The sequence below is a fragment of the Agromyces sp. NPDC052230 genome, assembly GCF_040679595.1.
GTDB lineage: Bacteria > Actinomycetota > Actinomycetes > Actinomycetales > Microbacteriaceae > Agromyces.
Map to the genome: position 1 here is coordinate 94148 of NZ_JBFAVC010000010.1, position 23021 is coordinate 117168.

At 71.4% G+C, this 23021-nt stretch carries 21 protein-coding genes; 5 read left to right on the forward strand and 16 right to left on the reverse strand.

All coding sequences use genetic code 11. The features are described 5' to 3' along the window. Window positions 1-14: 14 nt before the first annotated feature. The 7 genes from AB0K73_RS19605 to gabT form a co-directional block, all read right to left on the reverse strand. Window positions 15-701: a DUF937 domain-containing protein gene (locus tag AB0K73_RS19605; RefSeq protein WP_360518453.1), complete on the reverse strand. Its 687-nt coding sequence runs from the start codon at window positions 699-701 to the stop codon at window positions 15-17. A 407-nt stretch (window positions 702-1108) separates the two neighbouring features. Next, window positions 1109-2680: an APC family permease gene (locus AB0K73_RS19610; RefSeq protein ID WP_360518450.1), complete on the reverse strand. Its 1572-nt coding sequence runs from the start codon at window positions 2678-2680 to the stop codon at window positions 1109-1111. Window positions 2681-2690: 10 nt separating this feature from the next. After that, a complete protein-coding gene (locus tag AB0K73_RS19615) occupies window positions 2691-3560 on the reverse strand; it encodes a universal stress protein (RefSeq protein WP_360518447.1) in 870 nt (289 codons plus the stop codon). After that, window positions 3557-4978, reverse strand: a complete 1422-nt coding sequence (locus tag AB0K73_RS19620) for an NAD(P)/FAD-dependent oxidoreductase (RefSeq protein ID WP_360518444.1) — start codon at window positions 4976-4978, stop codon at window positions 3557-3559. The genes AB0K73_RS19615 and AB0K73_RS19620 overlap by 4 nt, the downstream gene beginning before the upstream one ends. 10 nt (window positions 4979-4988) lie before the next feature. Continuing rightward, the gene (locus AB0K73_RS19625) at window positions 4989-6458 is read right to left on the reverse strand and encodes an NAD-dependent succinate-semialdehyde dehydrogenase (RefSeq protein ID WP_360518441.1); all 1470 of its coding nucleotides are present in this window, start codon (window positions 6456-6458) and stop codon (window positions 4989-4991) included. Window positions 6459-6513: 55 nt separating this feature from the next. Then, complete coding sequence (locus tag AB0K73_RS19630) at window positions 6514-7845, reverse strand: Glu/Leu/Phe/Val dehydrogenase (RefSeq protein WP_360518437.1); 1332 nt, start codon at window positions 7843-7845, stop codon at window positions 6514-6516. Next, window positions 7842-9200 (reverse strand): 4-aminobutyrate--2-oxoglutarate transaminase, encoded by a 1359-nt coding sequence (gene gabT, locus AB0K73_RS19635; protein WP_360518434.1) that lies wholly within the window; start codon window positions 9198-9200, stop codon window positions 7842-7844. The genes AB0K73_RS19630 and gabT overlap by 4 nt, the downstream gene beginning before the upstream one ends. Window positions 9201-9461: 261 nt before the next feature. On the opposite strand from gabT, the gene AB0K73_RS19640 reads away from it, so the two are divergent. From AB0K73_RS19640 to AB0K73_RS19650, 3 genes are all read left to right on the forward strand, one after another. After that, window positions 9462-11006 carry a PucR family transcriptional regulator ligand-binding domain-containing protein gene (locus tag AB0K73_RS19640; protein WP_360518431.1) on the forward strand — a complete coding sequence of 515 codons (1545 nt, stop codon included), beginning with the start codon at window positions 9462-9464 and terminating at the stop codon, window positions 11004-11006. A 74-nt stretch (window positions 11007-11080) separates the two neighbouring features. After that, entirely contained in the window at window positions 11081-11275 is a 195-nt protein-coding gene (locus AB0K73_RS19645) for a DUF1918 domain-containing protein (RefSeq protein WP_360518428.1), read from the forward strand. 41 nt (window positions 11276-11316) lie between these two features. After that, on the forward strand, window positions 11317-12087 hold the full coding sequence (locus tag AB0K73_RS19650) for an SGNH/GDSL hydrolase family protein (RefSeq protein WP_360518425.1): 771 nt from the start codon (window positions 11317-11319) through the stop codon (window positions 12085-12087). 27 nt (window positions 12088-12114) lie between these two features. On the opposite strand, the gene AB0K73_RS19655 is transcribed toward AB0K73_RS19650, so the two are convergent. The 8 genes from AB0K73_RS19655 to AB0K73_RS19690 all read right to left on the reverse strand — a co-directional run bounded on the left by AB0K73_RS19655 (window position 12115) and on the right by AB0K73_RS19690 (window position 19176). Continuing rightward, the gene (locus AB0K73_RS19655; protein WP_360518422.1) at window positions 12115-12612 is read right to left on the reverse strand and encodes an FBP domain-containing protein; all 498 of its coding nucleotides are present in this window, start codon (window positions 12610-12612) and stop codon (window positions 12115-12117) included. 30 nt (window positions 12613-12642) lie between these two features. Next, entirely contained in the window at window positions 12643-13383 is a 741-nt protein-coding gene (locus AB0K73_RS19660) for a hypothetical protein (protein WP_360518419.1), read from the reverse strand. A gap of 43 nt (window positions 13384-13426) precedes the next feature. Further along, window positions 13427-14401, reverse strand: coding sequence for a bile acid:sodium symporter family protein (locus tag AB0K73_RS19665; RefSeq protein ID WP_360518416.1), 975 nt, complete (start codon window positions 14399-14401; stop codon window positions 13427-13429). Window positions 14402-14467: 66 nt separating this feature from the next. Further along, on the reverse strand, window positions 14468-15541 hold the full coding sequence (gene pstS, locus AB0K73_RS19670; RefSeq protein ID WP_360518413.1) for a phosphate ABC transporter substrate-binding protein PstS: 1074 nt from the start codon (window positions 15539-15541) through the stop codon (window positions 14468-14470). 105 nt (window positions 15542-15646) lie between these two features. Further along, window positions 15647-16936 carry an aminotransferase class V-fold PLP-dependent enzyme gene (locus AB0K73_RS19675; RefSeq protein ID WP_360518410.1) on the reverse strand — a complete coding sequence of 430 codons (1290 nt, stop codon included), beginning with the start codon at window positions 16934-16936 and terminating at the stop codon, window positions 15647-15649. 96 nt (window positions 16937-17032) lie between these two features. Next, a complete protein-coding gene (locus tag AB0K73_RS19680; protein WP_360518407.1) occupies window positions 17033-18430 on the reverse strand; it encodes an NtaA/DmoA family FMN-dependent monooxygenase in 1398 nt (465 codons plus the stop codon). A 141-nt stretch (window positions 18431-18571) separates the two neighbouring features. Further along, entirely contained in the window at window positions 18572-19030 is a 459-nt protein-coding gene (locus AB0K73_RS19685; protein ID WP_360518404.1) for a hypothetical protein, read from the reverse strand. Beyond that, window positions 19027-19176 (reverse strand): hypothetical protein, encoded by a 150-nt coding sequence (locus AB0K73_RS19690; protein WP_360518401.1) that lies wholly within the window; start codon window positions 19174-19176, stop codon window positions 19027-19029. Before AB0K73_RS19690 ends, AB0K73_RS19685 begins: the two co-directional genes overlap by 4 nt. 68 nt (window positions 19177-19244) lie before the next feature. Between AB0K73_RS19690 and AB0K73_RS19695 the strand changes: the two genes are divergently transcribed. Continuing rightward, window positions 19245-20138, forward strand: coding sequence for an alpha/beta hydrolase (locus AB0K73_RS19695; RefSeq protein ID WP_360518398.1), 894 nt, complete (start codon window positions 19245-19247; stop codon window positions 20136-20138). Window positions 20139-20420: 282 nt separating this feature from the next. Further along, window positions 20421-22001, forward strand: a complete 1581-nt coding sequence (locus AB0K73_RS19700; protein ID WP_360518731.1) for a stealth family protein — start codon at window positions 20421-20423, stop codon at window positions 21999-22001. A 7-nt stretch (window positions 22002-22008) separates the two neighbouring features. Here AB0K73_RS19700 and AB0K73_RS19705 read toward each other — a convergent pair whose 3' ends face one another. Further along, window positions 22009-22950 carry a phosphodiesterase gene (locus tag AB0K73_RS19705; protein ID WP_360518395.1) on the reverse strand — a complete coding sequence of 314 codons (942 nt, stop codon included), beginning with the start codon at window positions 22948-22950 and terminating at the stop codon, window positions 22009-22011. Window positions 22951-23021: the final 71 nt, after the last annotated feature.

Sequence of the window (23021 nt, forward strand, 5' to 3'; positions counted from 1 at the left end):
CGCTCGTCCGCCGGTCAGCGCTTGCCGCCGCCCAGCAGTCCCCCCAGGATGTCGCCGAGGCCGCCGCCGGATCCACCGGATCCGGAACCGCCGCCGCTGCCGCCGCTGCCACCGAGGAGCCCGCCCAGCAGCCCGCCGAGGCCGCCGCCCGAATCGCCGGAACGGGACCCGCCGCCGCCCAGCAGTCCGCCCAGGATGTCGCCGATGCCGCCGCCGCCACCCGAGTCGGACTCCTGCGACCCGGCGCGCTCGGCGCGTTCTGGTGCGGCTTCTTCTGCAGCCTTCTCGCTCTTCTTCTTCGAGAACTTGCTCGCAAGGTACGCGAGCACGATCGGCGCGAGGATCGGCAGGAGCTTGCCGATGAGGTCCCCGGTGCCGGTCTCCTTCTTCTCCTTGGCGTCGAGAGCCTGAACCACCTGGTCGGTGTTGTTACCGAACACGTTCCGAACGATCTTGCGACCGTCCTCCTCGTCGACATCACCGAGGTTCACGCCGCCCTCGACGAGGGCGGGATCGTGACGCGTGACGGCCCGCTCGAGCGATGCCGCTCCGGCGGGGTCAGCGGCGTTGGCGCCCATGCCGGCGACAAGCGCCGGCAGCGCGTCGTCGACCGCCTTGCGTGCGGTCGCCTCATCGACGCCGAGCCTCGCGGCGATGTCGCCGATCGGCAGTTGCGACCTGAGGTCATCGAGTCCAGCCATGCGGATCCCCCATTTCTGCGCCCGCCATCGGACGCCCGGGTTTCACGCTACCCGCGCGGATGGCGCATGCGGAAGGGATGGACACGGCCGAAGGAGCGGCACCGGCACCCGGCCGCCATGATCGCGGCAGGAGCGCATTCGAGACGCATGTTCCCGTTTCGGGGTCCGGCCCACTTCGCCACTCCGGCACGCCGGCACTCCGGCACTTCGGCACCCCGGCACTTGGGCACTTCGGCACCCCGGCACTCGGGCACTTCGGCACTCGGGCACTTCGGCACTTCGGCACCCCGGCACCCCGGCACTCGGGCACTCGGGCACTCGGGCACGACGGCACTCCGACACCGGGTTGTTCGACGAAACACTGCTTCCGGTTCGGGAGCTGACGAGAGCCGAACCGCCGCCGCCCCTCAGTCCTCCGCGGCCGCGCGCGACAGCGTCTCGCCGCGGAAGAACGCCGGGCGCGTGCGCCACTGCCACAGCATGATCACCGCACCGGTGAGCAGCACCACCATGCCGAGCACGAACACGAGGCCCACGCCGAACACCGACGAGCCCGAGCCGTAGTCGGGGTCCATGCTGTCGATGAGCGTCGTGAAGAACAGCACACCGAGGATCACACCGCCCACGAGGGGGAACAGCAGGGTGAAGAAGAAGTTCCGCACCGAGCGCATCCACACCTTGCGGAAGAACCACACCGCCGCGAACGCCGTGATGCCGTAGTAGAAGCAGATCATCATGCCGAGGGCCGTGATGGTGTCCCACAGCACGTTCTCGCTCACGAACCGCATGACTGCGTAGAACACGGATGCCACGACCGCCGAGACGACTGTTGCGTACCCGGGCGTGAAGAACCGCGGGCTCACGGTCGCGAACTTCGACGGCAGGGCGCCGTAGTGCCCCATCGCGAGCAGCGTGCGCGCCGGCGACACGAACGTCGACTGCAGCGACGACGCCGAGCTCGTGAGCACGGCGAGCGACACCAGCACCGCGAGCGGTCCGAGCACCGGACCGGCGAGGTGGAAGAACACGTTGTCCTGGATGTCGGGGTTGCCGAGGCCGAACTCACCGTCACCGACACCGGCGAAGGCGATGAGTGACACCGCGATGAGCAGGTAGAGCACCACGATCGTGACGACGGTCGCGGTCGCCGCGCGGCCGGGTGTCTTCTCCGACCCCCGGGTCTCCTCGTTCATGGTGAGGGTGACGTCCCACCCCCAGAAGATGAAGATCGACAGCGACAGGCCCGCGGCGAACGCCGAGAACGACTCGACGGCGAACGGGTTGAACCACGCGAGGTCGATAGCGGTGGCGTCGAACGCGTTGCCGTTCGCAACCTCCACGAGTGCGGCGACCGAGAAGACCACGAGCACGAGCACCTGGAAGCCCACGAGCCAGTACTGCACCTTCTGCGTCGTCTGCATGTCGCGGTACGAGATCCACGTCGCACCGAGCATGAAGAGCAGGCACACGACGACGTTCACGAACGGGTTCGCCGCGACATCCGCGATCGCCGGATCACCGACGATCTGCGAGATGAGCAGGAACAGGAAGTCGACGGCGATGCCAGCGAGGTTCGAGAGCACGAGGATCGTCGCCGCGACGAGGCCCCACCCGGCCATCCAGCCGACCCACGGCCCGAACGCCCGGGCCGCCCACGTGAACGACGTGCCCGAGTCGGGCATGCGCCGGTTGAGCTCCCGGTAGCCGAACGCCACGAGCAGCATGGGGATGAAGCCGACCAGGATGATCGCCGGCACCTGCACGCCGACCTCGGAGACCGTCGGCCCGAGCGCCGCGGTCAGGGTGTACGCGGGCGCGATGCACGAGATGCCGATGACGATCGCGCCGATGAGACCGACCGACCCCGCCGACAGGCCCTTCTTCGAGAGGCCGTGCTTCGCGCCGTCGACGGCCGACGTGGCCTCGGTCAGCGGGGCTGACGTCTGTGCAGGCTGGGTGGTCTGGGGTTGGTGCGTCATTGCGTCTCTCTCAATGGGTGGTGCGCGGTACCACGATCATGGGTACCGGGAGCTCGCGCAGCATCTTCGCCGCCGTCGAGCCGAGGAACAGGTGGTGCGGCGCAGCGAGCCGGCTGGAGCCGACGAGCACGAGCTCGCCCGCATGCCAGTCGAGGCTCTGCACGGCATCCTCGATGGTGGCGCCCGCGGCGGCCACGGCGGTCGCGTCGATGTTCGCCGGCAGTTCCCGGCGTGCGGCCGCCAGCACCTCATCGGCGTGCACGGTGCCGGTGAGCTCGGCGAGCTCCTCGTCGAGTCCGGCCGGCAGGTCGATGGGCACAAGGGACGCGAGCCGCAGCGGGGCGTGGGTCGATCGGGCCAGGCGAACGGATGCCTCGAGCAGCGCGTCCGCCCCCGGGCGCGTGCCGATCGCCGCGGTGATGCGGGTCACACCCTGTGCGGCGGGCACCTCGCGGGAGCCCGCCGGCGCGAGCGCGACCGGGACATCCGACGAATGCAGCAGCTCGTTCGCGACCGAGCCGATGCGCACACGTCCGAGGAGGCCCCCGCGGGCCGCGCCCACGACGATGAGGGTGGCGCCGAACTCGTGCGCCGCGGCGATGAGCCCCTCGGCGAACGATTCGGCGTAGCGCACGTGCAGCGACTGCGCGACGTCGTCGCCGATGGTGACGGATGCCTCGGACAGCCACGAGCGCGACTGCTCCTTGAGGAACCGTTCGTACCCGGTGTCGGCAGGCACGAGGCTGTTGCGCGCCTCGCTCGGCAGCACCATCACGAGGTCGAGCAGCGCCTCGCTGGCCGTGGCGATGCGGGTGGCGAGGGCGAGCGCGTCGGCGCCGCTCTCGTCGGCCGTGTACCCGACGACGATGCGGCCGCTCACGCGGGTACCTCCCGCGAGACATGCGCGTCCCGCGCCTCGAGCGCCGCGAGGATCTCGTCGGCGACCTCCCGGCCGACGCGGATCGCACCGTCGACGTGCTGGTAGCCCTTGCCGGCCATGTCGCTGCACGAGAAGTGGATGGGCCCGACCGGCGTCCGCAGGTCGGCGCCGTAGCGTGCGAGTCCGCCCATGTCGAAGCTCGCGGCGTAGGCGCCGCGCGTCCACTCCTCGGAGCCCCAGTCGCTCTCGTAGTAGACGACGGGATGCAGCGCCTGCTCGCCGTAGTAGTGCGACAGCGACTCGAGGATCCGCGCCTTGCGCTCCCCGGCCGTGAGCTGGAACACGCCGTCTGCGGCCTCGTCGGCCACGAACGCGACGAGCGTTCCGCGGGTGTCGCCGTGGTTCGTGTTGTCGTAGGCCTCGTGCACGAGCTCGTACGGGCTGAATGCGGTGCCGCTGAGGCCGGCGGCGCGCCAGAACGGCATCGCATAGACGGCGTGCACCTTGATCACGAAGCCCATCGACAGGTGCTGGTGCAGTTGCTGCTGGCGTCGCGGCAGCGGCGGCTCGTACGAGATCCGGCTGATCAGGATCGGCGGCACGGCGAGCACGATGCGCTGCGCGTGCACCTCGAGGTCGTCGGTCACCGCCACGACGCTCCGCCCAGGGGCATCCGCTCGCCCGCCGGACGGAGCAGCCCAACGCACCGTGCGCACCGCCTGGCCGAGTCGCACCGCACCGCCGAGCCGCTCGGCGAGCCGCAGCGGCACCTGCTGGAGTCCGCCGACGACGCGGCGGTCGAGGATGAAGTCGGCGTCGACGAGGTTCGAGAACGAGCCCGCGGATGCCGCCATGAGCAGCGCCTGCAGCGCCGAGAACGCGTGCGCCGGCTTCGTGAGCATGGCACCGGCGATGAACATGCCGATGTTCTCGCGCGCCTCCTCGTCGTCGGTCTGCGTCTCGAGCCAGTGCGCGAACGAGATCTCGTCGAGGTCCTTCGCCTGCGGATGCACCCACGGCCGGTCGGGGTCGATCTCGGCGACGAGCGCGTCGAGCTTCTCGATGAGGCTGACGATCTCGTGCTCGGTGGCCGGCGGCACCGGGAAGATCTCGCCCTCGAACCGCTTCTGCTCGCCATCGGGCCCGATGTAGATGTTCACGCCCTCGCGGTACCGCGGGTAGGTCTCGAGGCCGAGCCCGTCGATCGTCTCGATGAGCGCATCCTGGTCGGGCGAGACCCACTGTCCGCCGATCTCGAGCATCGCGCCGTCGATGTCGTCGGTCCAGAGGCGTCCGCCGACGCGGTCGCGTGCCTCGAGCACCACGACCGTGCGGCCGGCGCCCTTCAGGTGGGTGGCCGCGGTGAGTCCGGATGCCCCGGCGCCCACCACGACGACGTCGCAGTCGATGCGTTCCATGGTTCCTTGCTCAGTCCACCGGGATGAGCGTGTACTTCGTGTCGAGGAACTCGTGGATGCCCTCGAAGCCGCCCTCGCGGCCGATGCCCGACTGCTTCACGCCGCCGAATGGTGCCGCGGCGTTCGACACGAGTCCCGTGTTGAGGCCCATCATGCCGGTGGCGAGGCGGTCGATCATGCGGTGTCCGCGGGCGAGATCGGTCGTGAACACGTAGGAGATGAGCCCGTACTCGGTCGAGTTGGCGAGGCGCACGGCCTCATCCTCGTCGGCGAACGTGGTGATGCCGAGCACCGGTCCGAAGATCTCCTCGCGGAGGAGGCGTGCGTCGGTGCCGACATCGCCGAGCACGGTCGGTGCGTAGAACGAGCCCGCGCCGTCGATCGGCGCACCCCCGGCGAGGACCTTCGCGCCCTTCTCCACGGCGTCCTTCACCAGCTCGTCGGTCGACGCGACCGCGTTGTCATCGATGAGCGGCCCGATCGTCACGCCGTCATCCGTGCCGCGACCCACGCGCATCGCCGAGACCCGCTCGGTGACACGCTTCGCGAATTCGCCGGCCACCGAGTCGTGCACGATGAAGCGGTTCGCGGCCGTGCACGCCTGGCCGATGTTGCGGAACTTCGCGATCATCGCGCCGTCGACCGCCTTGTCGAGGTCGGCGTCCTCGAAGACGACGAACGGGGCGTTGCCGCCGAGCTCCATCGAGGTGCGCAATATCCCCTGGGCGGACTGCTCGATGAGCTTGCGGCCGACCTCGGTCGACCCGGTGAACGACAGCTTGCGCAGGCGCGGGTCGGCGATGATCGGCCCCGACACCTTCGACGAGCTCGTGGTCGTGACCACGTTCACCACGCCCTTCGGCAGCCCGACCTCCTCGAGCAGCTGCACGAACGCGACGGTCGTGAGCGGCGTGAGCGCGGCGGGCTTGACCACGACGGTGCAGCCCGCGGCGAGCGCCGGCGCGATCTTGCGCGTCGCCATCGCGAGCGGGAAGTTCCACGGCGTGATGAAGTACGACGGGCCGACCGGACGCTGGGCGACCACGATGCGGCCGGTGCCCTCGGGGTTCAGGCCGTAGCGACCGGTGATGCGCACGGCCTCCTCGCTGAACCAGCGGAGGAACTCGGCGCCGTAGTTGACCTCGCCGCGCGCCTCCGCGAGCGGCTTGCCCATCTCGAGCGTCATGAGGAGGGCGAACTCCTCGCGACGCTCGATGAGGGTGTCGAACGCACGACGGAGGATCTCGCCGCGCTCACGAGGCGCGGTGGCGGCCCACGCGTCCTGCGCCGCGACGGCGGCGTCGAGGGCACGGATGCCGTCGGCGGGCGACGCGTCGGCGATCGACTTCAGCACCTCACCGGTCGAGGGGTCCCGAACCTCGAACGTCTTCTCACCCTCTGCGGCGACCCATTCGCCGCCGATGAAGAGCCCGTCGGCGACGCGGTCGAGGAGGGTGGTTTCCTGCAGGGTGTCGGTCATGCTGGCTTCCGTTTCGTAGGGTCGGCCGTCGGATGGTGGTCGGCGAGGTGTCGGATCAGGGATAGAGGCCGCGGAGGCGGTGCGCCTCGGCGACACGCTCCACGGCGAGCGCGGTGGCGGCGGTGCGGAGCGAGAGGTCGCGGGTCTCGGCATAGCCGAGGACGTGCTGCCAGGCGCTGAGCATCCGCTCTTCCAGTCTGGACTCGACCTCGTCGGCACGCCACCAGTAGGCCTGATTGGCCTGCACCCACTCGAAGTACGAGACGATCACGCCGCCGGCATTCGCGAGGATGTCGGGCACGACGAGCACGCCGCGCTCGCGCAGGATGCGGTCGGCCGCGGGCGTCGTGGGCCCGTTGGCGCCCTCGACGATGACCTTCGCGCGCACATCGCCCGCATTGCCGTCGTGCAGCACGCCCTCCACGGCGGCCGGGACGAGCAGGTCCACGTCCTGGAGGAGCAGCGAAGCGCCGTCGAGCGCGTCGGCTCCCGCGAATCCGACGACCGAGCCGGTCGCACGCACGTGGTCGGCGAGCGCGTCGACGTCGAGTCCGCCGGCGTGGTGAACGGCGCCGTACTGGTCGCTCACCGCGGTGACCTTCACGCCCGCCTCGGCGAGGAACCGCGCGGCATCCGCTCCGACCTTGCCGAAGCCCTGCACGGCCGCGGTCGAACGCGCGGGGTCGAGCCCCGCGTGCCGGAGCGCGGCGAGCGCGATGTGCGTGACGCCCCGGCTGGTCGCCGAAGCCCGACCCTGCGAACCGCCGAGCGAGATGGGCTTGCCGGTCACGATGCCGGGCACCGTGTAGCCGGAGTTCACCGAGTAGGTGTCCATGATCCAGGCCATGGTCTGCTCGTCGGTGCCGATGTCGGGCGCGGGGATGTCGCGCTCCGGGCCGATGATCGGCAGGATCTCGCTCGTGTAGCGGCGGGTCACGCGCTCGAGCTCGGCCGTGGAGTGCTCGCGGGGGTCGATCGCGATGCCGCCCTTCGCGCCGCCGTACGGCACGTCGAGCAGCGCGCACTTCCAGGTCATCCACATCGCGAGCGCGCGCACCTCGTCGAGGTTCACGTTGGGCGCGTAGCGCAGGCCGCCCTTGGCCGGGCCGCGTGAGAAGTTGTGCTGCACGCGGTAGCCCGTATACAGCCGCTGCGATCCGTCGTCCATTCGCAGCGGCACCGCGACGGTGAGCTCGCGGCGCGCGGTCGCGAGCATCTGGTGCAGGCCGTCGCCGTAGCCGAGCAGCGAGATCGCCTCGGCGAGCTGGGCGCGCGCGTCGGTCAGGGGGGTGGCGATGTGGGCGTCGGATGTCGCAGCAGCGGCAACCGAGCCGGCCGAGGCATCCGACACGGTCGACGTCGTCGTCGCCGTGAGCAGGTCGGTCATGCGGTGCGCAGCCCTTCCGCGACGACGCCGAGGCCATCGATGAGCAGCTCGTCGGAGATGGTGAGCGGTGGCAGGAACCGGATGACATTGCCGTACGTGCCACAGGTGAGCACGAGCACGCCGTTCGCGGCGGCGTGCGCGGCGACCTTCGAGGTGAGCGCCGCGTCGGGGGCGCCCGTCTCGGGGTCGACGAGCTCGATCGCGACCATCGCACCGCGGCCGCGCACGTCGCCGATGCGGGCGTCGGCGGTGCGGAGCGCGTTCAGTCGGCCGAGGAGCACGGCGCCGATCTCGCGGGCGCGCTCGATGAGGCCGTCGGCCTCATACGACTCGATCGACGCGAGCGCCGCGGCGCACGCGAGCGGGTTGCCGCCGTACGTGCCGCCGAGGCCGCCGGCCATGGCGGAGTCCATGATCTCGGCGCGGCCCGTGACGGCCGACAGCGGAAGGCCGCCGGCGATGCCCTTGGCGGTGACGACGAGGTCGGGCACGATGCCCTCGTGCTCGCTCGCGAACCACGCGCCGGTGCGGCCGAAGCCGGTCTGCACCTCGTCGGCGATGAAGACGACGTCGTTGGCGCTGCACCACTCGACGAGCGCGGACAGGAAGCCCTGCGCGGGCACGATGAAGCCGCCCTCGCCCTGGATGGGCTCGATGATGACCGCGGCGAGGTTCTCGGCGCCGACCTGCTTCTCGATCTGGGTGATGGCGCGGGCGGCCGCCTCAGCACCCGTCAGGCCGCCGTCGCGGTAGGGGTACGAGAGGGGTGCGCGGTACACCTCGGGTGCGAACGGACCGAAGCCGCTCTTGTACGGGATGTTCTTCGCGGTGAGGCCCATGGTGAGGTTCGTGCGGCCGTGGTAGGCGTGGTCGAACGCGACGACGGCCTGCTTCTTGGTGAAGCTGCGGGCGATCTTCACGGCGTTCTCGACGGCTTCCGCGCCCGAGTTGAAGAGCGCCGAGCGCTTCGCGTGGTCGCCGGGGGTGAGTGCATTGAGCTTCTCGGCGACGGCGACGTAGGAGTCGTACGGCGCGACCGTGAAGCAGGTGTGCGTGAACGCGTTGAGCTGCGCGGTGACCGCCTCGACCACGCGCGGGTTGGCGTTGCCCACGCCCGTGACGGCGATGCCCGAGCCGAGGTCGATGAGCGAGTTGCCGTCGGCATCGACGATGACGCCTCCGCCCGCGGCGACGACCGAGATCGGGATGGTCGTGCCGACGCCCGACGCGACGGCCGCCGCCTTGCGCGCCATGAGCTCCTGCGAGCGCGGACCGGGAATGGCGGTGACGAGGCGGCGCTCCTGTGTGAGCGTCGGGCCTCCCGTGGCGGTGGCCGGGCTGTCGACGAGGGTCATGGCTGCTCCGATGCATGGTGACGGCGGGTGACGATGCCGCCCATGCTAGGTCGGCCCGAGCGGATGCCGCAGCGCCCCAATGTACACTCAGTGGCAGTCTGTTGGACTTCGCGTACAAACACTCCGCCCCGCGGCATCCGCTTGATAAGCGCACCGCGGGGGTCGCTTTCGGACACCAGCGTCGCCAAATCGCCGACGCGATGGCCGAAAACGACCCCGACGCGGCATCCGCCGGGCTCGACCACCGAGGAGGACCGAACCGTGCAGCCCACCGTGCAGACTCTGCTCGACCGCCCCGAGTTGGCGCTCACACTGCTCACGCCCGCCGACGCGCTGCCCGCCGAGGCGCTCGCCGCACCGGTCACGTGGGCGCACAGCTCCGACCTCGCCGACCCGACGCCGTTCCTCGACGCCGGCAATGTGCTGCTCACGACGGGCACGCAGTTCGAGGCCGATCTCGACCCGGGGTTCGCCGACGCGTACGTGCGGCGCCTCCGCGCGACGGGCATCGCGGCGCTCGGGTTCGGCACCGAGGTGATCCGTGCGGGCACGCCGGCAGCCCTGGTCGACGCATGCTCACGCGATGGACTGCCGCTGTTCGAGGTGCCCTACCGGGTTCCGTTCATCGCCGTCGTGCGCCTCGTGGCCGACGCGCTGGCCGAGGACGCCTACGCCCGGCACACGTGGGCGCTCGCGGCGCAGCGCGCCATCTCGCTCGCGGCGCTCCGGCCCGACGGACTCTCGGCGACGCTCGGCGAGCTCTCCAACCGCATCGGCGCATGGGTGGGACTCATCGATGCGGCGGGGTCGCTCGATCGCGAAGCCCCCGAGGGCGGCCTCGGCCAGCCCGCGCTCGGCGAGGTCGTCGGCGAGGCCCGCTCGATGCTCCGCCGCGGGCAGCGTGCGAGTCGCACGGTCATGGCCGGCGAATCCGTCGGGCAACCCCAGCGGATGACGCTGCAGACGCTCGGCTCGGGCGGCGCGCTGCGCGGGGTCCTCGCGATCGGCGATTCGGCCGAGCTCGACCAGGCGGGTCGCGAGGTGGTCACGTCGGTCATCGCCCTCGCCGGACTCGCACTCGAGCAGAACCGCGACCTCGACCGCGCGCGCGGGCACCTGCGCACGGGCCTGCTGCGGTCGATCCTCACGGGCGACCTGACCCTCGCCGAGCGCGTCGCCGGCGAGATGTGGGGCCCACTCCCGGCCGCGCCGCTGCGCGTGGCCGTGACGGATGACCCTGCCCCGCACCTCGACCGCCTCGCCGAGTTGCTCGAACTGCGCGTCGAGGAGCGTGGCGGCCACCTCTTCTTCGGCCGCGACGAGGACACCGTGGTCATCGTGCTCGAGGACGCGGACGCCGCGCTCGCCGGCGAACTGGCCGCCGAGTTCGAGTTGCCCGTCGGCCTCTCCGACGCCGTGCCGGCCGACGGCATCGCCCGTGCGCACGAACAGGCCCTGCGGGCGCTCGAGCGTGCCCGGGAGACCGGCTCGGGCGTGGTCGCGTTCGACGAGATCAGCCGGCAGGGCGTACTCGCCTTCCTCGCCCGCACCGACGCCAGGGCCGTCGCGCTCGCGACCCTCGAGCCGCTCGCCGATCACGATGCGGCGAACGGCACGTCGCTCCTCGACACCGTGCGCTCCTGGCTCGAGCACGGCGGCCAGTTCGACGCCACCGCCCAGGCCCTCGGGGTGCACCGGCACACGGTGCGCAGTCGCGTCGCGCTTGCCGAGCGGCTGCTCGGGCGAGACCTCTCGGGGTTCCACGCCCGCGCCGATCTGTGGGCGGCGCTCCTCGCGGTCGGCTGACCAGCGGCATCCGCCCGACCCTTCCCCCTCGCGAGCCCCCGGCGTACGCTGGGAACGATCGGGAGGGGGTAACGATGCAAGCGACAATCGGCGAACGCCTCGTCATCCACGGCAAGCAGGTCGGCCAGGCCGACCGGCACGGCGAGATCTTGGAGGTCCGGGGGCCCGACGGCTCACCACCGTACCTCGTGCGCTTCGATGACGGGCACGAGACGCTCCTGTATCCGGGAGCGGACTGCGAGCTCGAGCACCAGCACCAGGCCCAGTGAGACGGCGGATGCCGCGGCATCCGTCGCGCTAGCGTTGAGGGATGTTCCACTCCTACGCGGCGATCGGTGACAGCTTCACCGAGGGAGTCGGCGACGAGCTCCCCGACGGTACCGTGCGTGGCTGGGCGGACTTCGTCGCGCTCGGACTCGCGGCCGCCGCGCACGAGCCCGTGCGCTACGCGAACCTCGCGATCCGTGGCCGCAAGCTCGGCCCGATCGTCGACCAGCAACTCGAGGCCGCGATCGCCCTTCGGCCCGAGGTGATCAGCTTCAACGGCGGCGGCAACGACATGCTGCGCCCACGCATGCCCGAGGAGCGCGTGGCCGGGCGCTTCCGCCAGGCCGTGCATCGGATCCGCGACGAGGGCATCCACGTGGTCATGCTGAGCGGCGCGAATCCCACCGATCACCTGCCCCTCGGCCGGGTCTTCGATGCGCGGGGGGCGCGCCTCACCGCGGCGCTCGTCGACCTCGCGGAGCTTCCCGGCGTCACGTTCGTCGACAACTTCAACGATCGGGGGCTGCGCGACATCCGCTACTGGTCGCCCGACAAGCTGCACCTCAACTCGCTCGGGCACGCGCGCGTCGCGAGCAACGTGCTCACCGCGCTCGGGGTCCCCGTGCCCGAGGAGTGGGGCGTCGCCGAGGTCGCCGCCGCGCCGCCGGGGGTGCGCAGCCGGAACACCGCCGCGTACTACCGCGAGTTCGTGCTGCCGTGGATCGGGCGGCGGCTTACCGGCCGTTCCTCCGGAGACGGGCGGGTCCCCAAGCGTCCGACACTGGAGCCGCTCGCGTCGGATGCCGCGCGCTGACGCGGGATCCTGCTCCTCGCTCCTCGGTTACGACGAGGAGAGCACGTCGGCGACGAACGCCCGCGTACGACGCGCGAGGCCCTCGATGCGCATGATCTCGTGCACGCCCGGCTGCACCTCGGACGGCGCGGCGGGACGGCCGAGGCGCACGGTCTCCTGACAGGCCAGGTCGGCGCACATGTAGGTGCCCACGCTGTCGCCGCGCTCACCCGCCGCCCCGGCGCGGCGAGCCGAGAACAGCACGACCTGGTCGGCGGGCTGCTGGGTGTGGCACAGGTTGCAGATCGCGGCGCGGTGGTGCGACCCGTTCGAGGCGGCCGCCCGGAGCACGACGCCCGCCGGCGACCCGTCGAGCTCGGTCACGAGGTAGCCGCGGCTTGCGATGCGGGGGTCACGCCAGGCGAACGCGTCGAGGTGCGCCCATTCGACGAGCAGGAAGTCGAGCGGCAGCGTGAGCTGGGCGAGTTCCGTCGCACTGGCGTTGCCGAGCGCCTGGCGGATCTCGCTCTCGACCAGTGGCTGCATCCCGTCCCCTCCCGGTGCGTGCCTCCCAGTCTACGAAGCGGGCTCCAACCGCCACTCCAGCTCGATCGATGTCGGCCCCCAGCCGACCACCACGATGTCGCCGAGATGGAATCGACGCGGCCGCGACCCGTCGCGGATGGTGTCGGCGCCGATGCGCTGGGTGAGCTCCGACTCGCGAAACGCGTCGAGCGTCGCGCAGGATTCCTCCCAGTCGAAGAAGTACGGCCGCTGCGACAGCATGCAGACGAGGCCGTCCTCCCGGTACGCCCAGAAGCCGTATCCGAAGAGGCGCCCGAGCGAACGCAGTGCCTCCGGCGCGTACGGGTCGAGCCGGGCGTCGGTCGCCACTTCGTCGGCGGACCTCCGTTCCTCATCGGTCTGCGCCCGCTCGAAGATCTCCAGTCCCTCCGGTGGCGCCAGCGCGTCGCGCACGGGGCCGAGCATGACCATCGCCGCGGCGACGACGGCGGCGGATGTCGCGAGCACCCGGCGCGGCGAGCGCCGCCGCCGTGACGGCGGTCGCCACTCGACCGCCTCGATCGGGTCGAGCGGCCGATCCGCCCAGACCGTCCCGACCGCTCCCGACGGGCGGTCGCTCCCATCCGTCGCCTGGCCCTCGCCGGCGACGGGGCGGTGCGGGCGCGCGAGGTCCTCCTCGAGCTCGACGAGCTCGGCGACGAGCTCGTCCGGCGGATCTCCGGGCGTGCCGTACACGATCCGCCGCAACTCGTCACGGCGACGTTCGCGTGGATCCTCGTGACCGGTTCCCATCTCCGCGCCTCGATCGGCGGCGGGCTGAGCCCGTCGCCGCGACTCAGCGTGTCGGCGGCGTCACCTCCCCTGCGCCATCGGTCGTCGCGGTCGTCGCGGCCGCGACATCCGTCTCGCCGTCCGCGGCGTCCGTCCCTGCCCCAGCGGCCGGGGCGCGCCCACTCGCCGGCCGACGCCCGCGGATGGCGAACCCGAACGCCAGCGCCACGAAGAACATGAGCACCCCGTAGACGGCGGCGGGCAGGCTCATCTCGACGCTGCCGATCACGGTCTGCGCGATCACGATGGCCAGGGTGGCGTTGTGGATCCCGATCTCGAAGGAGCTCGCGGTCGACTGCGCACGATCGATCCGGAACAGGCGCGGCACGACGTCTCCCACCGAGAGGCTGAGCACGCAGAAGAGCACCGTGATGCCCGCGAGCCTGCCGGCGTTCTCGAGGAGGAGCTCGAGGTTCGACACGATCGCGCCGGCGATCACGACGACGAGGATCACGATCGAGGCGATGCGCACGGGCTTGTCCATGCGGTCGGCGAAGCCGGGCTTCCACCAGCGCACGAGCATGCCGAGCACCACGGGGCCGAGCACGATGGCGAACACCTCGACGGCCTTCGCGAGCTGCAGCCCCAGCGAGTCGTCACCTGGCAGGAAGTACGCGATCGCGAGGTTGGTGATGAGCGGGAGCGTGAACACGGCGATCACCGAGTTGATCGCCGTGAGTGAGATGTTGAGCGCCACGTCGCCGCGGAACAGGTGGCTGTAGAGGTTGGCCGTGGTGCCGCCCGGTGACGCCGCGAGCAACAGCATGCCGACGGCGAGCACGGGTGGGAGCCGGAAGAGCAGCACGAGGCCGAAGCAGAGCGCCGGCAGGAGGAGGAGCTGGCAGACGAGGGCGACGATCACCGCCTTCGGATGCTTCGCCACCCGGGCGAAGTCGCCTGGCGTGAGGGTGAGGCCCAGGCCGAACATGATGATGCCGAGGGCGACGGGCAATCCGATGGTGGTCAACGCTGATCCCATGCGCCGAGTGTGGCGCATCCCACGGCCCCGGGCAATGGGCGGGCGGGCGACGAATGCCGCCGCGCCTCAGCGGATGGCGGCGACCGCGGCCTGCACCCGCTCGCGCAGTGCCGCCGAGATCGGAGCCGACCCGGCGTCCTCGGCCGCGGCATCCTGCCCCTCGGGGCTCGCGACCCACTCGAGGTAGCTGCGCACGAGCTCGCCGTCGTTGGGTTCGCGGTACTCGCGGCAGGCGATGAGGTAACTCACGAGCACGAGCGGGTACACGCCGGGCTCGCTGGTGCCGCGGTCGATGTCGATCACGAGATCGTCGTCGGGCCGGCCGGGCTCCATCGGCGACACGTCGACGACGGCGGAGGCCGATTCGGCATCGGGCGCGACGGCCTCCTCGCCGACGATGAGGCTCGCGATGTCGAGTCCCTCGGCACGCGAGGCGTCGATGTACCCGATGACGTTCACGCCGTCGCGGATGACGCCCACGATGCCGGAGTTGCCCTGCGCCGCCTCGCCCTCGTACGGGAAGGCGTCGTCGGGTTCGTCGGGCCACTGCTCTGGCGCAGCCTCGGCGAGGTACTCCGTGAAGTTCTCGGTGGTGCCCGAGTCGTCCGACCGGTGCACCGGCGTGATCCGTTCGTCGGGCAGCGTCACCTCGGGGTTCAGGCGAACGAGGTCGGGGTCGTTCCAGCGCTCGATCTCGCCCGTGAAGATGCGGGCGACGGATGCCGCGTCGAGCTGCAGCCGGTCGACGCCCTCGACGTTGAACGCGAGCGCGATGGGCGAGAGGTACACGGGCAGGTTGATCGCCCCGGATCCCTCGGCACATCGTTCGAGTGGGCCCTCGGTCTCGTCGATCGTGAGCGGCGTGTCACTGCCGGCGTAGTCGACGGCTCCGACGATGAACTGCTCACGGCCGGCGCCCGAGCCGGCAGGGTCGTAGTTGACGGTGACCCCGGCGTTGGCGCGTTGGAACCCGGCGATCCAGGCGTCCTGCGCGGCGCCCTGCGCCGAGGAACCGGCACCGTCGAGCACCCCCGACAGGTCGCTCTCACGGTCGCCCTGCTCGTTCACGGCGCATCCGCCGAGCAGGGCGACGGTCGCTGCCAGACCCGTCATGGTCAGGCCGAACCGGTGCGCACGCATGCCCGCCATGGTAGCGAACGGCGTTCGGCGGATGCCGCGGATGCGACGGAGACCCGGGTGCCCCGGCGACCCGGATGCGGCTGCGGCTGCGGCTGCGGCTGCGGCTCAGTCGATCACGAGGCGCGGACGGTCGTCGACGCGCGGACACCAGCCGGCCGGCGTGCGCTCGTACGCGTGCTCGGGCCCATCGGCCACGAGTCGGGCGAGCGCGGCGAGGAATCGATCGACGTCATCGGCCGTCGAGCCGGCGCCGAGGCTGGCGCGGAGGCCGTTCGCGCGGCGCGCGACGCGATCGAAGAACGGGTGCGCGCAGAAGCGCCCGGCGCGCACCGAGATGCCGTGCTCGGCCGCGAGCGCCGCCGCCACGAGCCCGACGGACCCCTGTTCGAGCTCGATCGTCGCGATGCCGAGCCGGTCGCGCGCGTCGTCGAAGCCCGCGATCACGCGAACCCCGGGGATCACCGCGAGTCCGGAGTGCAGGCGCTCGGTGAGGGCTCGCTCGTGCTCGTGCCGAGCCGCGTCGCCGAGCCGTTCGAGTTCCACGAGCGCCCGGGAGAGCGCCGCGATGCCGACGACGTTGGGGGTGCCGGCTTCGTGCCGGTCGGCGCCCGACTTCCAGTCGACCCCGTCGAGCCGCACCGAGTCGACCGCTCCCCCGCCGGCCAGGTGGGCGGGCGCCGCGTCGAGCCAGTCGGCGCGGCCCACCAGGGCGCCTGCACCGAACGGCGCGTAGGCCTTGTGCCCCGAGAACGCGAGGTAGTCGATTCCGGATGCTGCGAGGTCGACGCGGCGGTGCGGCAGCAACTGCGCGGCATCCACCGACAGGCGGGCACCGCGGTCATGCGCGAGCGTCGCGATCGCCTCGATCGGCAGCACCTCGCCGGTGACGTTCGACGCGCCGGTGACCGACACGAGCACCGCCGGACGACGCGCGAGCTCGGCGTCGAGCGCGTCGAGGGTGGCGGCGATGGTGCGTTCGCCCACCACCACGCGCCGCGCGCGCCACGGCAGCAGGTTCGCGTGGTGCTCGAGGTCGAGCACCACGGTGTCACCGGGCACGGCGGCGGCGAGGAGGTTCAGGGCGTCGGTGGTGTTGCGCGTGAACACGACGATGTCGTCGTCGCGGGCCCCGACGTGCCGCGCGACGGTGACTCGGGCCTCCTCCACGAGGGCGGTGATCGCCTGCGACGGGTACCCGCTGCCGCGGTGCACGCTCGCGTAGTACGGCAGCACCCGCGTGACATGTGCGGCGACGGCGGCGAGCGCGGGTGCCGATGCCGCGACGTCGAGGTTCACGTGCCGCACCGTCCCGCCGCCGAGCACAGGCACCTCGAGCCCGGCGTCGGCGAGGGCGGCGAGCGGCCCGGTCACGGTGCGTACCTCCGTGGTGGTCACTGCTGCTCCTCCGGTCGACTGGCGTCGAACCTACGACCGTGCGCGGCGACCCTCAACGGCGGTGAGTCGCCGGAGGTCACGCCGCGACACATTCGGTCACGAACCGACGCGTGGGCGCCCCACCCCCACGTGGACGTTCTCGGGACGGCCGAGGCCGAGATGCTCCCGGAGCGTCTCCCCCTCGTACGCGGTCGGGAAGACTCCGCGGCGCTGCAGCTCGGGCACGACCCCGAACGCGAACGCCTCGAACTGCGCCGGTTGCACCGCGGAGAGCACGTTGAACCCGTCGACGGCGCCCGCGTCCGCCCATGCCTCGAACTCTGCGGCGATCTCGTCGGCCGAGCCGACGACCATGGAAGCGGCGACGGATGCCGCGACCACGAGGTGGCGCAGCGTCGGCGGCCGGTCGCCCGATGGAAGTCGGCCCGTGCGCTCGGCCACGATCTCCACGAGCTCCTGGCCGGCCGCGCTGAACCGCCCGACGAGCGCGGGCGTCACCGACCGGTCGGGCGAGAGCTGCGAGACGTCGAGGCCGACGAGGGCGGAGAGCTGGCGCAGTGAGCGGTTCGCCGGGAAGGCCGCGGGCGGCCCATCGGGCCAGTCCTCGGCGATCTGCACCAGCTCGCTGAGCTCGTCGGCGATCGACTGCGCATGCGCTCGGGTATCTCCGACGATGGGCAGCACCGGCGCGATGACCTTCAGGGTGCGATCGTCGCGGCCCGACTCGAAGGCGAGCGAGCGCAACTCCGCCCGGATCGCGATGGCGTGCTCGAGTCCGGACACCGCCACCAGGGCGAGATCGGCGAACTGCGCAGCGAACAGCTTGGAATGCGGTGAACTGCCCGCGTGCACGAGCGGGAGGTGACCCTGCACGGGTCGTGCGACGTTGAGCGGGCCGGCGACGCTGAGGTGCGCGCCGTGGAAGTCGGTGGCGTGCAGGCGTGACGGGTCGAGGTAGACGCCGGCCGTGGCATCCGCCACGATCGCTCCGTCCTCGAACGAGTCCCAGAGGTGGCGCAGCACGTGCTCGAACTCGACCGCCCGGTCGTATCGCGACTCGCTCGTCGCGAGGAAGTCCCGACCATGGTTGCCGGCGACGCGTGGCTCTGCGCCCGTGACGAGGTTGAGGCCCGCTCGTCCGCCCGACAGCAGGTCGATCGACGCGGTCGCCCGCGCGAGCGTGTACGGGTCGGCGTAGCTCGTGTTCGAGGTCGCGATGAGGCCGATGCGGCGGGTGATTCCCGCCAGGTAGGTCACCGCCGAGAGCGGGTCGACGCGGGCCACGAGGTAGGGGTCCTGGAACTCCAGGTCGTGCCCGGTGGCGAGCCAATCGCCGAAGAAGAGGTAGTCGAGCCGCGCAGCCTCCGCGACCTCGGCGGTGCGGCGCAGCACGGCCGCGTCGCCGCGCGGATCCCGGTGCGCGCCCGGGTACCGCCAGCCCGACGGGTAGGCGCCGATCGCCCTGACCATGGCGCCGATGATGAGTCGTGTCATACGTGTGCCTCCCCGGCTCGACGCTAGGGAGGGCGAGCGGATGCCGCGAGGGCGGGCGTCACACGATGGCACCCGCCGTCACACGACTCAATAGGGCGTCACGCGGCGTCACGGGGGCCGGCTCGGGACCCCGGACGCGCCTCAGTGGTACAGCGACGCGTGCGCCTCGAACCGGATCCGTCCGGCGGCGACCGCGACGGAGGCGGCCCGCGCCGCTTCGCGCTCGGAGAGAATGTTGCGCTCGTCCGTGAGTTCGTCGTGGCGTTCGTGGGCTTGCACGCCGATCCGCTCGAGGATCACGGCGATGGTACGAGCGAGGCCCGACTCGAGCTCGTGCAGGTTGGTGTTCCCGATGAGCAGCCGACGATCGGCCGCGGCCAGCGTGACGTCGGGGTACCCGGCGTCGGCGAGCTGCCGGTGCACCTCGGGGTCGCCGAGCAGTTCGAGTTCGGCGGGGCGCGGACGTCGTTTGAACACGGCCGCGACGACATACCGCTCGGGTGCGTCGACGGTGCCGAGCGACGGCGGCAGTTCGCTCGCGAGCACGTGGTCGACCGCGAACGGTCCTGAAAGCGGCGCCTCCCGCGCGTCGAGCATCATCTCGCGCTCCCGCCGACCACGCGCATCGGGCCGGTGCCGACCGCGTCGAGCCGCCCGGTCGCGCCGGCGCCGTGGATGTACTCGGTGTCGCGTACCGGTCCGGCGGGAGGGGGCTTCGTGATGGCTCGTGCGTCGTGGTCACTCATCTCCGAACGGTACGCCCGGGACATGTGCGGGCACACAGGTTGGCACGCTGGGTTAGCCTGACGAGACCATGAACGGGCTGCCCGACGACGTCGTCGCCGCACTCCGCGCCGACGGTCGGGAGTTCACCCCCGACAGCATCGCGCGGGAGCGCCGGCTGCTCGCCCCGTTGCACGAGGAGCGAGGCTACCTCGCCGCGCGTGTCTCCCGCGACCTCCGCTACGGCCCTCATACGCGACACCGGCTCGACGTGCATGCGCCCGAGGGCGCGAGCGGAGCGAGACCCGTGCTGCTGTTCGTGCACGGCGGCGGGTTCACCGGCGGTGACAAGCACGACCCGCGGCTGCCGTACTACGACCACGTCGGCGGGTGGGCCGCCGCGGCCGGTCTGCTCGGCGTCACGATGACGTACCGGCTCGCGCCGGATCACGGCTGGCCGGCCGGCGCCGAGGATGTCGCGGGCGCCGTCGGGTGGCTCGAAGCGCACGCCCACGAGCACGGCGGCGACCCGCAGCGCATCATCGTGATGGGACAGTCCGCGGGTGGGACCCACGTCGCCGGCTACCTCGCGGGCCACGGCGGCGCGATCGGAGAGGGCGTCGTCGGCGGCATCGTGCTGTCGGCGCTCTACGGGCCCGCCGACGGCGGATCGCATCCGATGCTCGAGGTCTACTACGGCGCGGATGCCTCGGCCCACCCGGCACGGAGCGCGATCCCCGGCCTGCTGCGGGCGAACGTACCCCTGCTGCTCGGGGTGGCCGAGCTCGACCCGTCGGTGTTCCACGTGCAGGCCGCTGCCCTGCTGCGGGCGTTCACCGCAGAGCACGGGGTCTTCCCGCCCTTCATCACCGTGCCCGACCACACCCATGTCTCGGCGATCTTCTCGCTGGGGCTCGACGACGAGGCGTTCGCGGACGTCGCCCTTCGGTTCATCCGCCGGGTTGCGTCGCCCGACTCGAAGTGACGCGCATCTCGGCCCGAGGTCGCCGCGGAGAATCAGTCGCCGGCACGCAGAGACCCCCGCGCAACCCGTCGGTGAGCGGGCTCCCGCGACATAGAATCGTCTGATACCCCGCGTCATCCTCGACGCGACCCGCCGACCCCTGGAGGCCAATCTTCCGTGACGAGTTCCGATCGCGATCGCACCGCCGACCTGCACGACCTGCACGATCTCAACGGGAGCGCGTTCGCGAGAGGCGAGGGCCCTGAAGCCCCGCCCCTGCGACTCGCAGATGCCTCCGAGCTCGTGCTGGTTCCGTCGGCGCCCGCGATCTCGCGGTTCGACCGCGACGACCTCGTCATCCGCAAGGGCCAGTACGCGCTCCGCAACGGCCACACCACGCCGCACGAGTCGATGGTCGAAGACCTCCTCGCCATCGGCCGCGCGCTCGACGACGCCGGGATCGGCTACCTGCTGGTGCGGGGCGACGACGACCGTCTCGTGATCGCCGTCGACCGTGCCGACCGCAAGGCGGTGGCGCGCGCCTTCGCCACGTCGTTCGCCAATGAGCCGTTCTACGCGCTTCCCGTCGCGCCCGACCGGGGAGCGGGATCCCATCCGGTGCTCCTCGCCGACGGCCGCCTCTCGGCGCATCGGAAGCCGACCGTGCTTCGCCTGCACCGGCCGCGAGTCGAACCGATCGGGCGCCTCCGCTACGGCCCCGAGACAGCCGTGCAGCTCGAACTCTGGCGGTTCGGCGACGACACCATCGAGGCGCCCGTCGAGAACGCCCTCATGCGTCGCACGCTGCCCCGCTCCGAGGCCGTCGACGATGTCGTGCACCTGCACGGTCGCGACTGGCCGACCCTCGAGCACATGTTCGAGCCACTCGCGACCGACGTGGACTTCGAGATCGACATGGTCTTCTCCTGGGTCGACGGCTCGAGCGACGAGTTCGTGCGCGAGCGCGCCAAGCGCATGCAGAGCTACGTCGTGGGCGAGGGCGACGACTCCGAGGCCCGCTATCGCCAGATCGACGAACTCAAGTACGCACTGCGGTCGGTGCACCTGTTCGCGCCCTGGGTGCGTCGCATATTCATCGCCACCGACTCACCGGCCCCGGCGTGGCTCGCGAGCCATCCGAAGGTCACCCTCGTGCGCAGCGAGGAGATGTTCGCCGACACCTCGGTGCTGCCGACGCACAACTCGCACGCCGTCGAGAGCCAACTGCACCGCATCCCGGGCCTCGCTGAGCACTTCCTCTACTCCAACGACGACATGTTCTTCGGCCGGCCGGTACGCCCGTCGCTGTTCTTCTCACCCGGGGGCATCACCAAGTTCGTCGAGGCGACCACCCGCATCGGGCTCGGCGAGACGCACCCCGGTCGCTCGGGGTTCGAGAACGCGGCCCGCGTGAACCGAGCGCTGCTGCGCGAGCGCTTCGGCAAGGTCACGACGCGTCACCTCGAACACTGCGCCGCGCCGCTGCGCAAGAGCGTGCTGGCCCAGCTCGAGGCCGAGTTCCCCGAGGAGTTCCGGCGCACGGCGGCGAGCCGGTTCCGCTCGGCGACCGACATCTCGGTGACGAACTCGCTCTACCACTACTACGCGCTGATCACCGGACGGGCGGTCGTGCAGACCGATGCCCGCGTGAAGTACGTCGAGACCACCCTGCGGCGTGCGCTCCCCGTGATGAAGCGGCTCCTGAAGCGCCGAGACCAGGACATGTTCTGCCTCAACGACGGCAGCTTCCCCGAGATCTCCGTCGAGGAACGCACGTCTGCCGTGATCGACTTCCTCGAGCGCTACTTCCCGATCGCGGCGCCGTGGGAGACGTCGGCGGATGCCGCGGGCGACACGCGGCTCGAGGCATCCGCCACCGCCTGACGCCGCCCTACGCGAGCACCGGGATCGGCATGGTGAACGGGGGCTCCTTGGGCACGGGCGTCGTCGTGGCATCCTGGATCCTGACGCCCGAGACCCCGAGCCGACGCGTGCTCTCGTCGGCGTCGATCCAGTCGAGCATGGGAAACGCTCCGAGCGGCACCACCGAGTGCAGCACGGTCGTGGGGTACACATGCACGAGGTTGAACGCGCGCGCGCCGTCGCGTCCGCGCGTACCGCCGACGGGCACGTTCAGGTCCTGCGTGTAGCAGCTCGCCGAGGCGACCGACACGGGCACGCCCGCGAAGGTCGCGGTCGACGAGTAGTGCAGGTGGCCGGCGATGATCGAGCGGATGTCGCTGCCGGCGACGACCTCGGCGAGATCGGCCTGATCGCGCAGCTCCACGGAGGCCGCGAGGTCGAGCACGCTCGGCACGGGCGGGTGGTGCATCGCGAGGATCGTGCCGTGCGGTGCGGGGATCGACAGCTCCTCGGCGAGCCAGTCGAGCTGCGCCGGCGCGACCTCGCCGTGGTGGTGTCCGGGCACCGTGGAGTCGAGCGTGATGACGCGGAGCCCGTTGACGTCGTCGACGCGGTCGACGGGGCGGTAGCCGCCCATCCGGTCGCCGAGGAGCCCGCGCCGGAACGCGGCGCGATCGTCGTGGTTGCCCATGACCCAGATCACCTGCGCTCCGAGGCGCGCGGCGACGGGGTCGACGATGCGGCGGATGCGATCGTACGCGTCGCGCTCGCCGCGGTCGGCGAGGTCTCCGGTGAAGACGATGGCCTCGGGCCGGGCACCGGATGCCTCGAACTCATCGAAGAGCGTACGCAGGTGCTGCTCGCTCGAGACGCGATCGTAGAGCAGACCGCCGCCTGCGAGCAGGTGCGTGTCGCTGATGTGGAGGAGGAAGTGGTCCGGCCGCGGGTACTCGGCCGTACGGGTGTTCACGTATCGTCCCATTCGATCGGTGAAGACGCGCGTCCACGAGCGTCGGGGGTAAGGCTAGCCGAACACGTGAA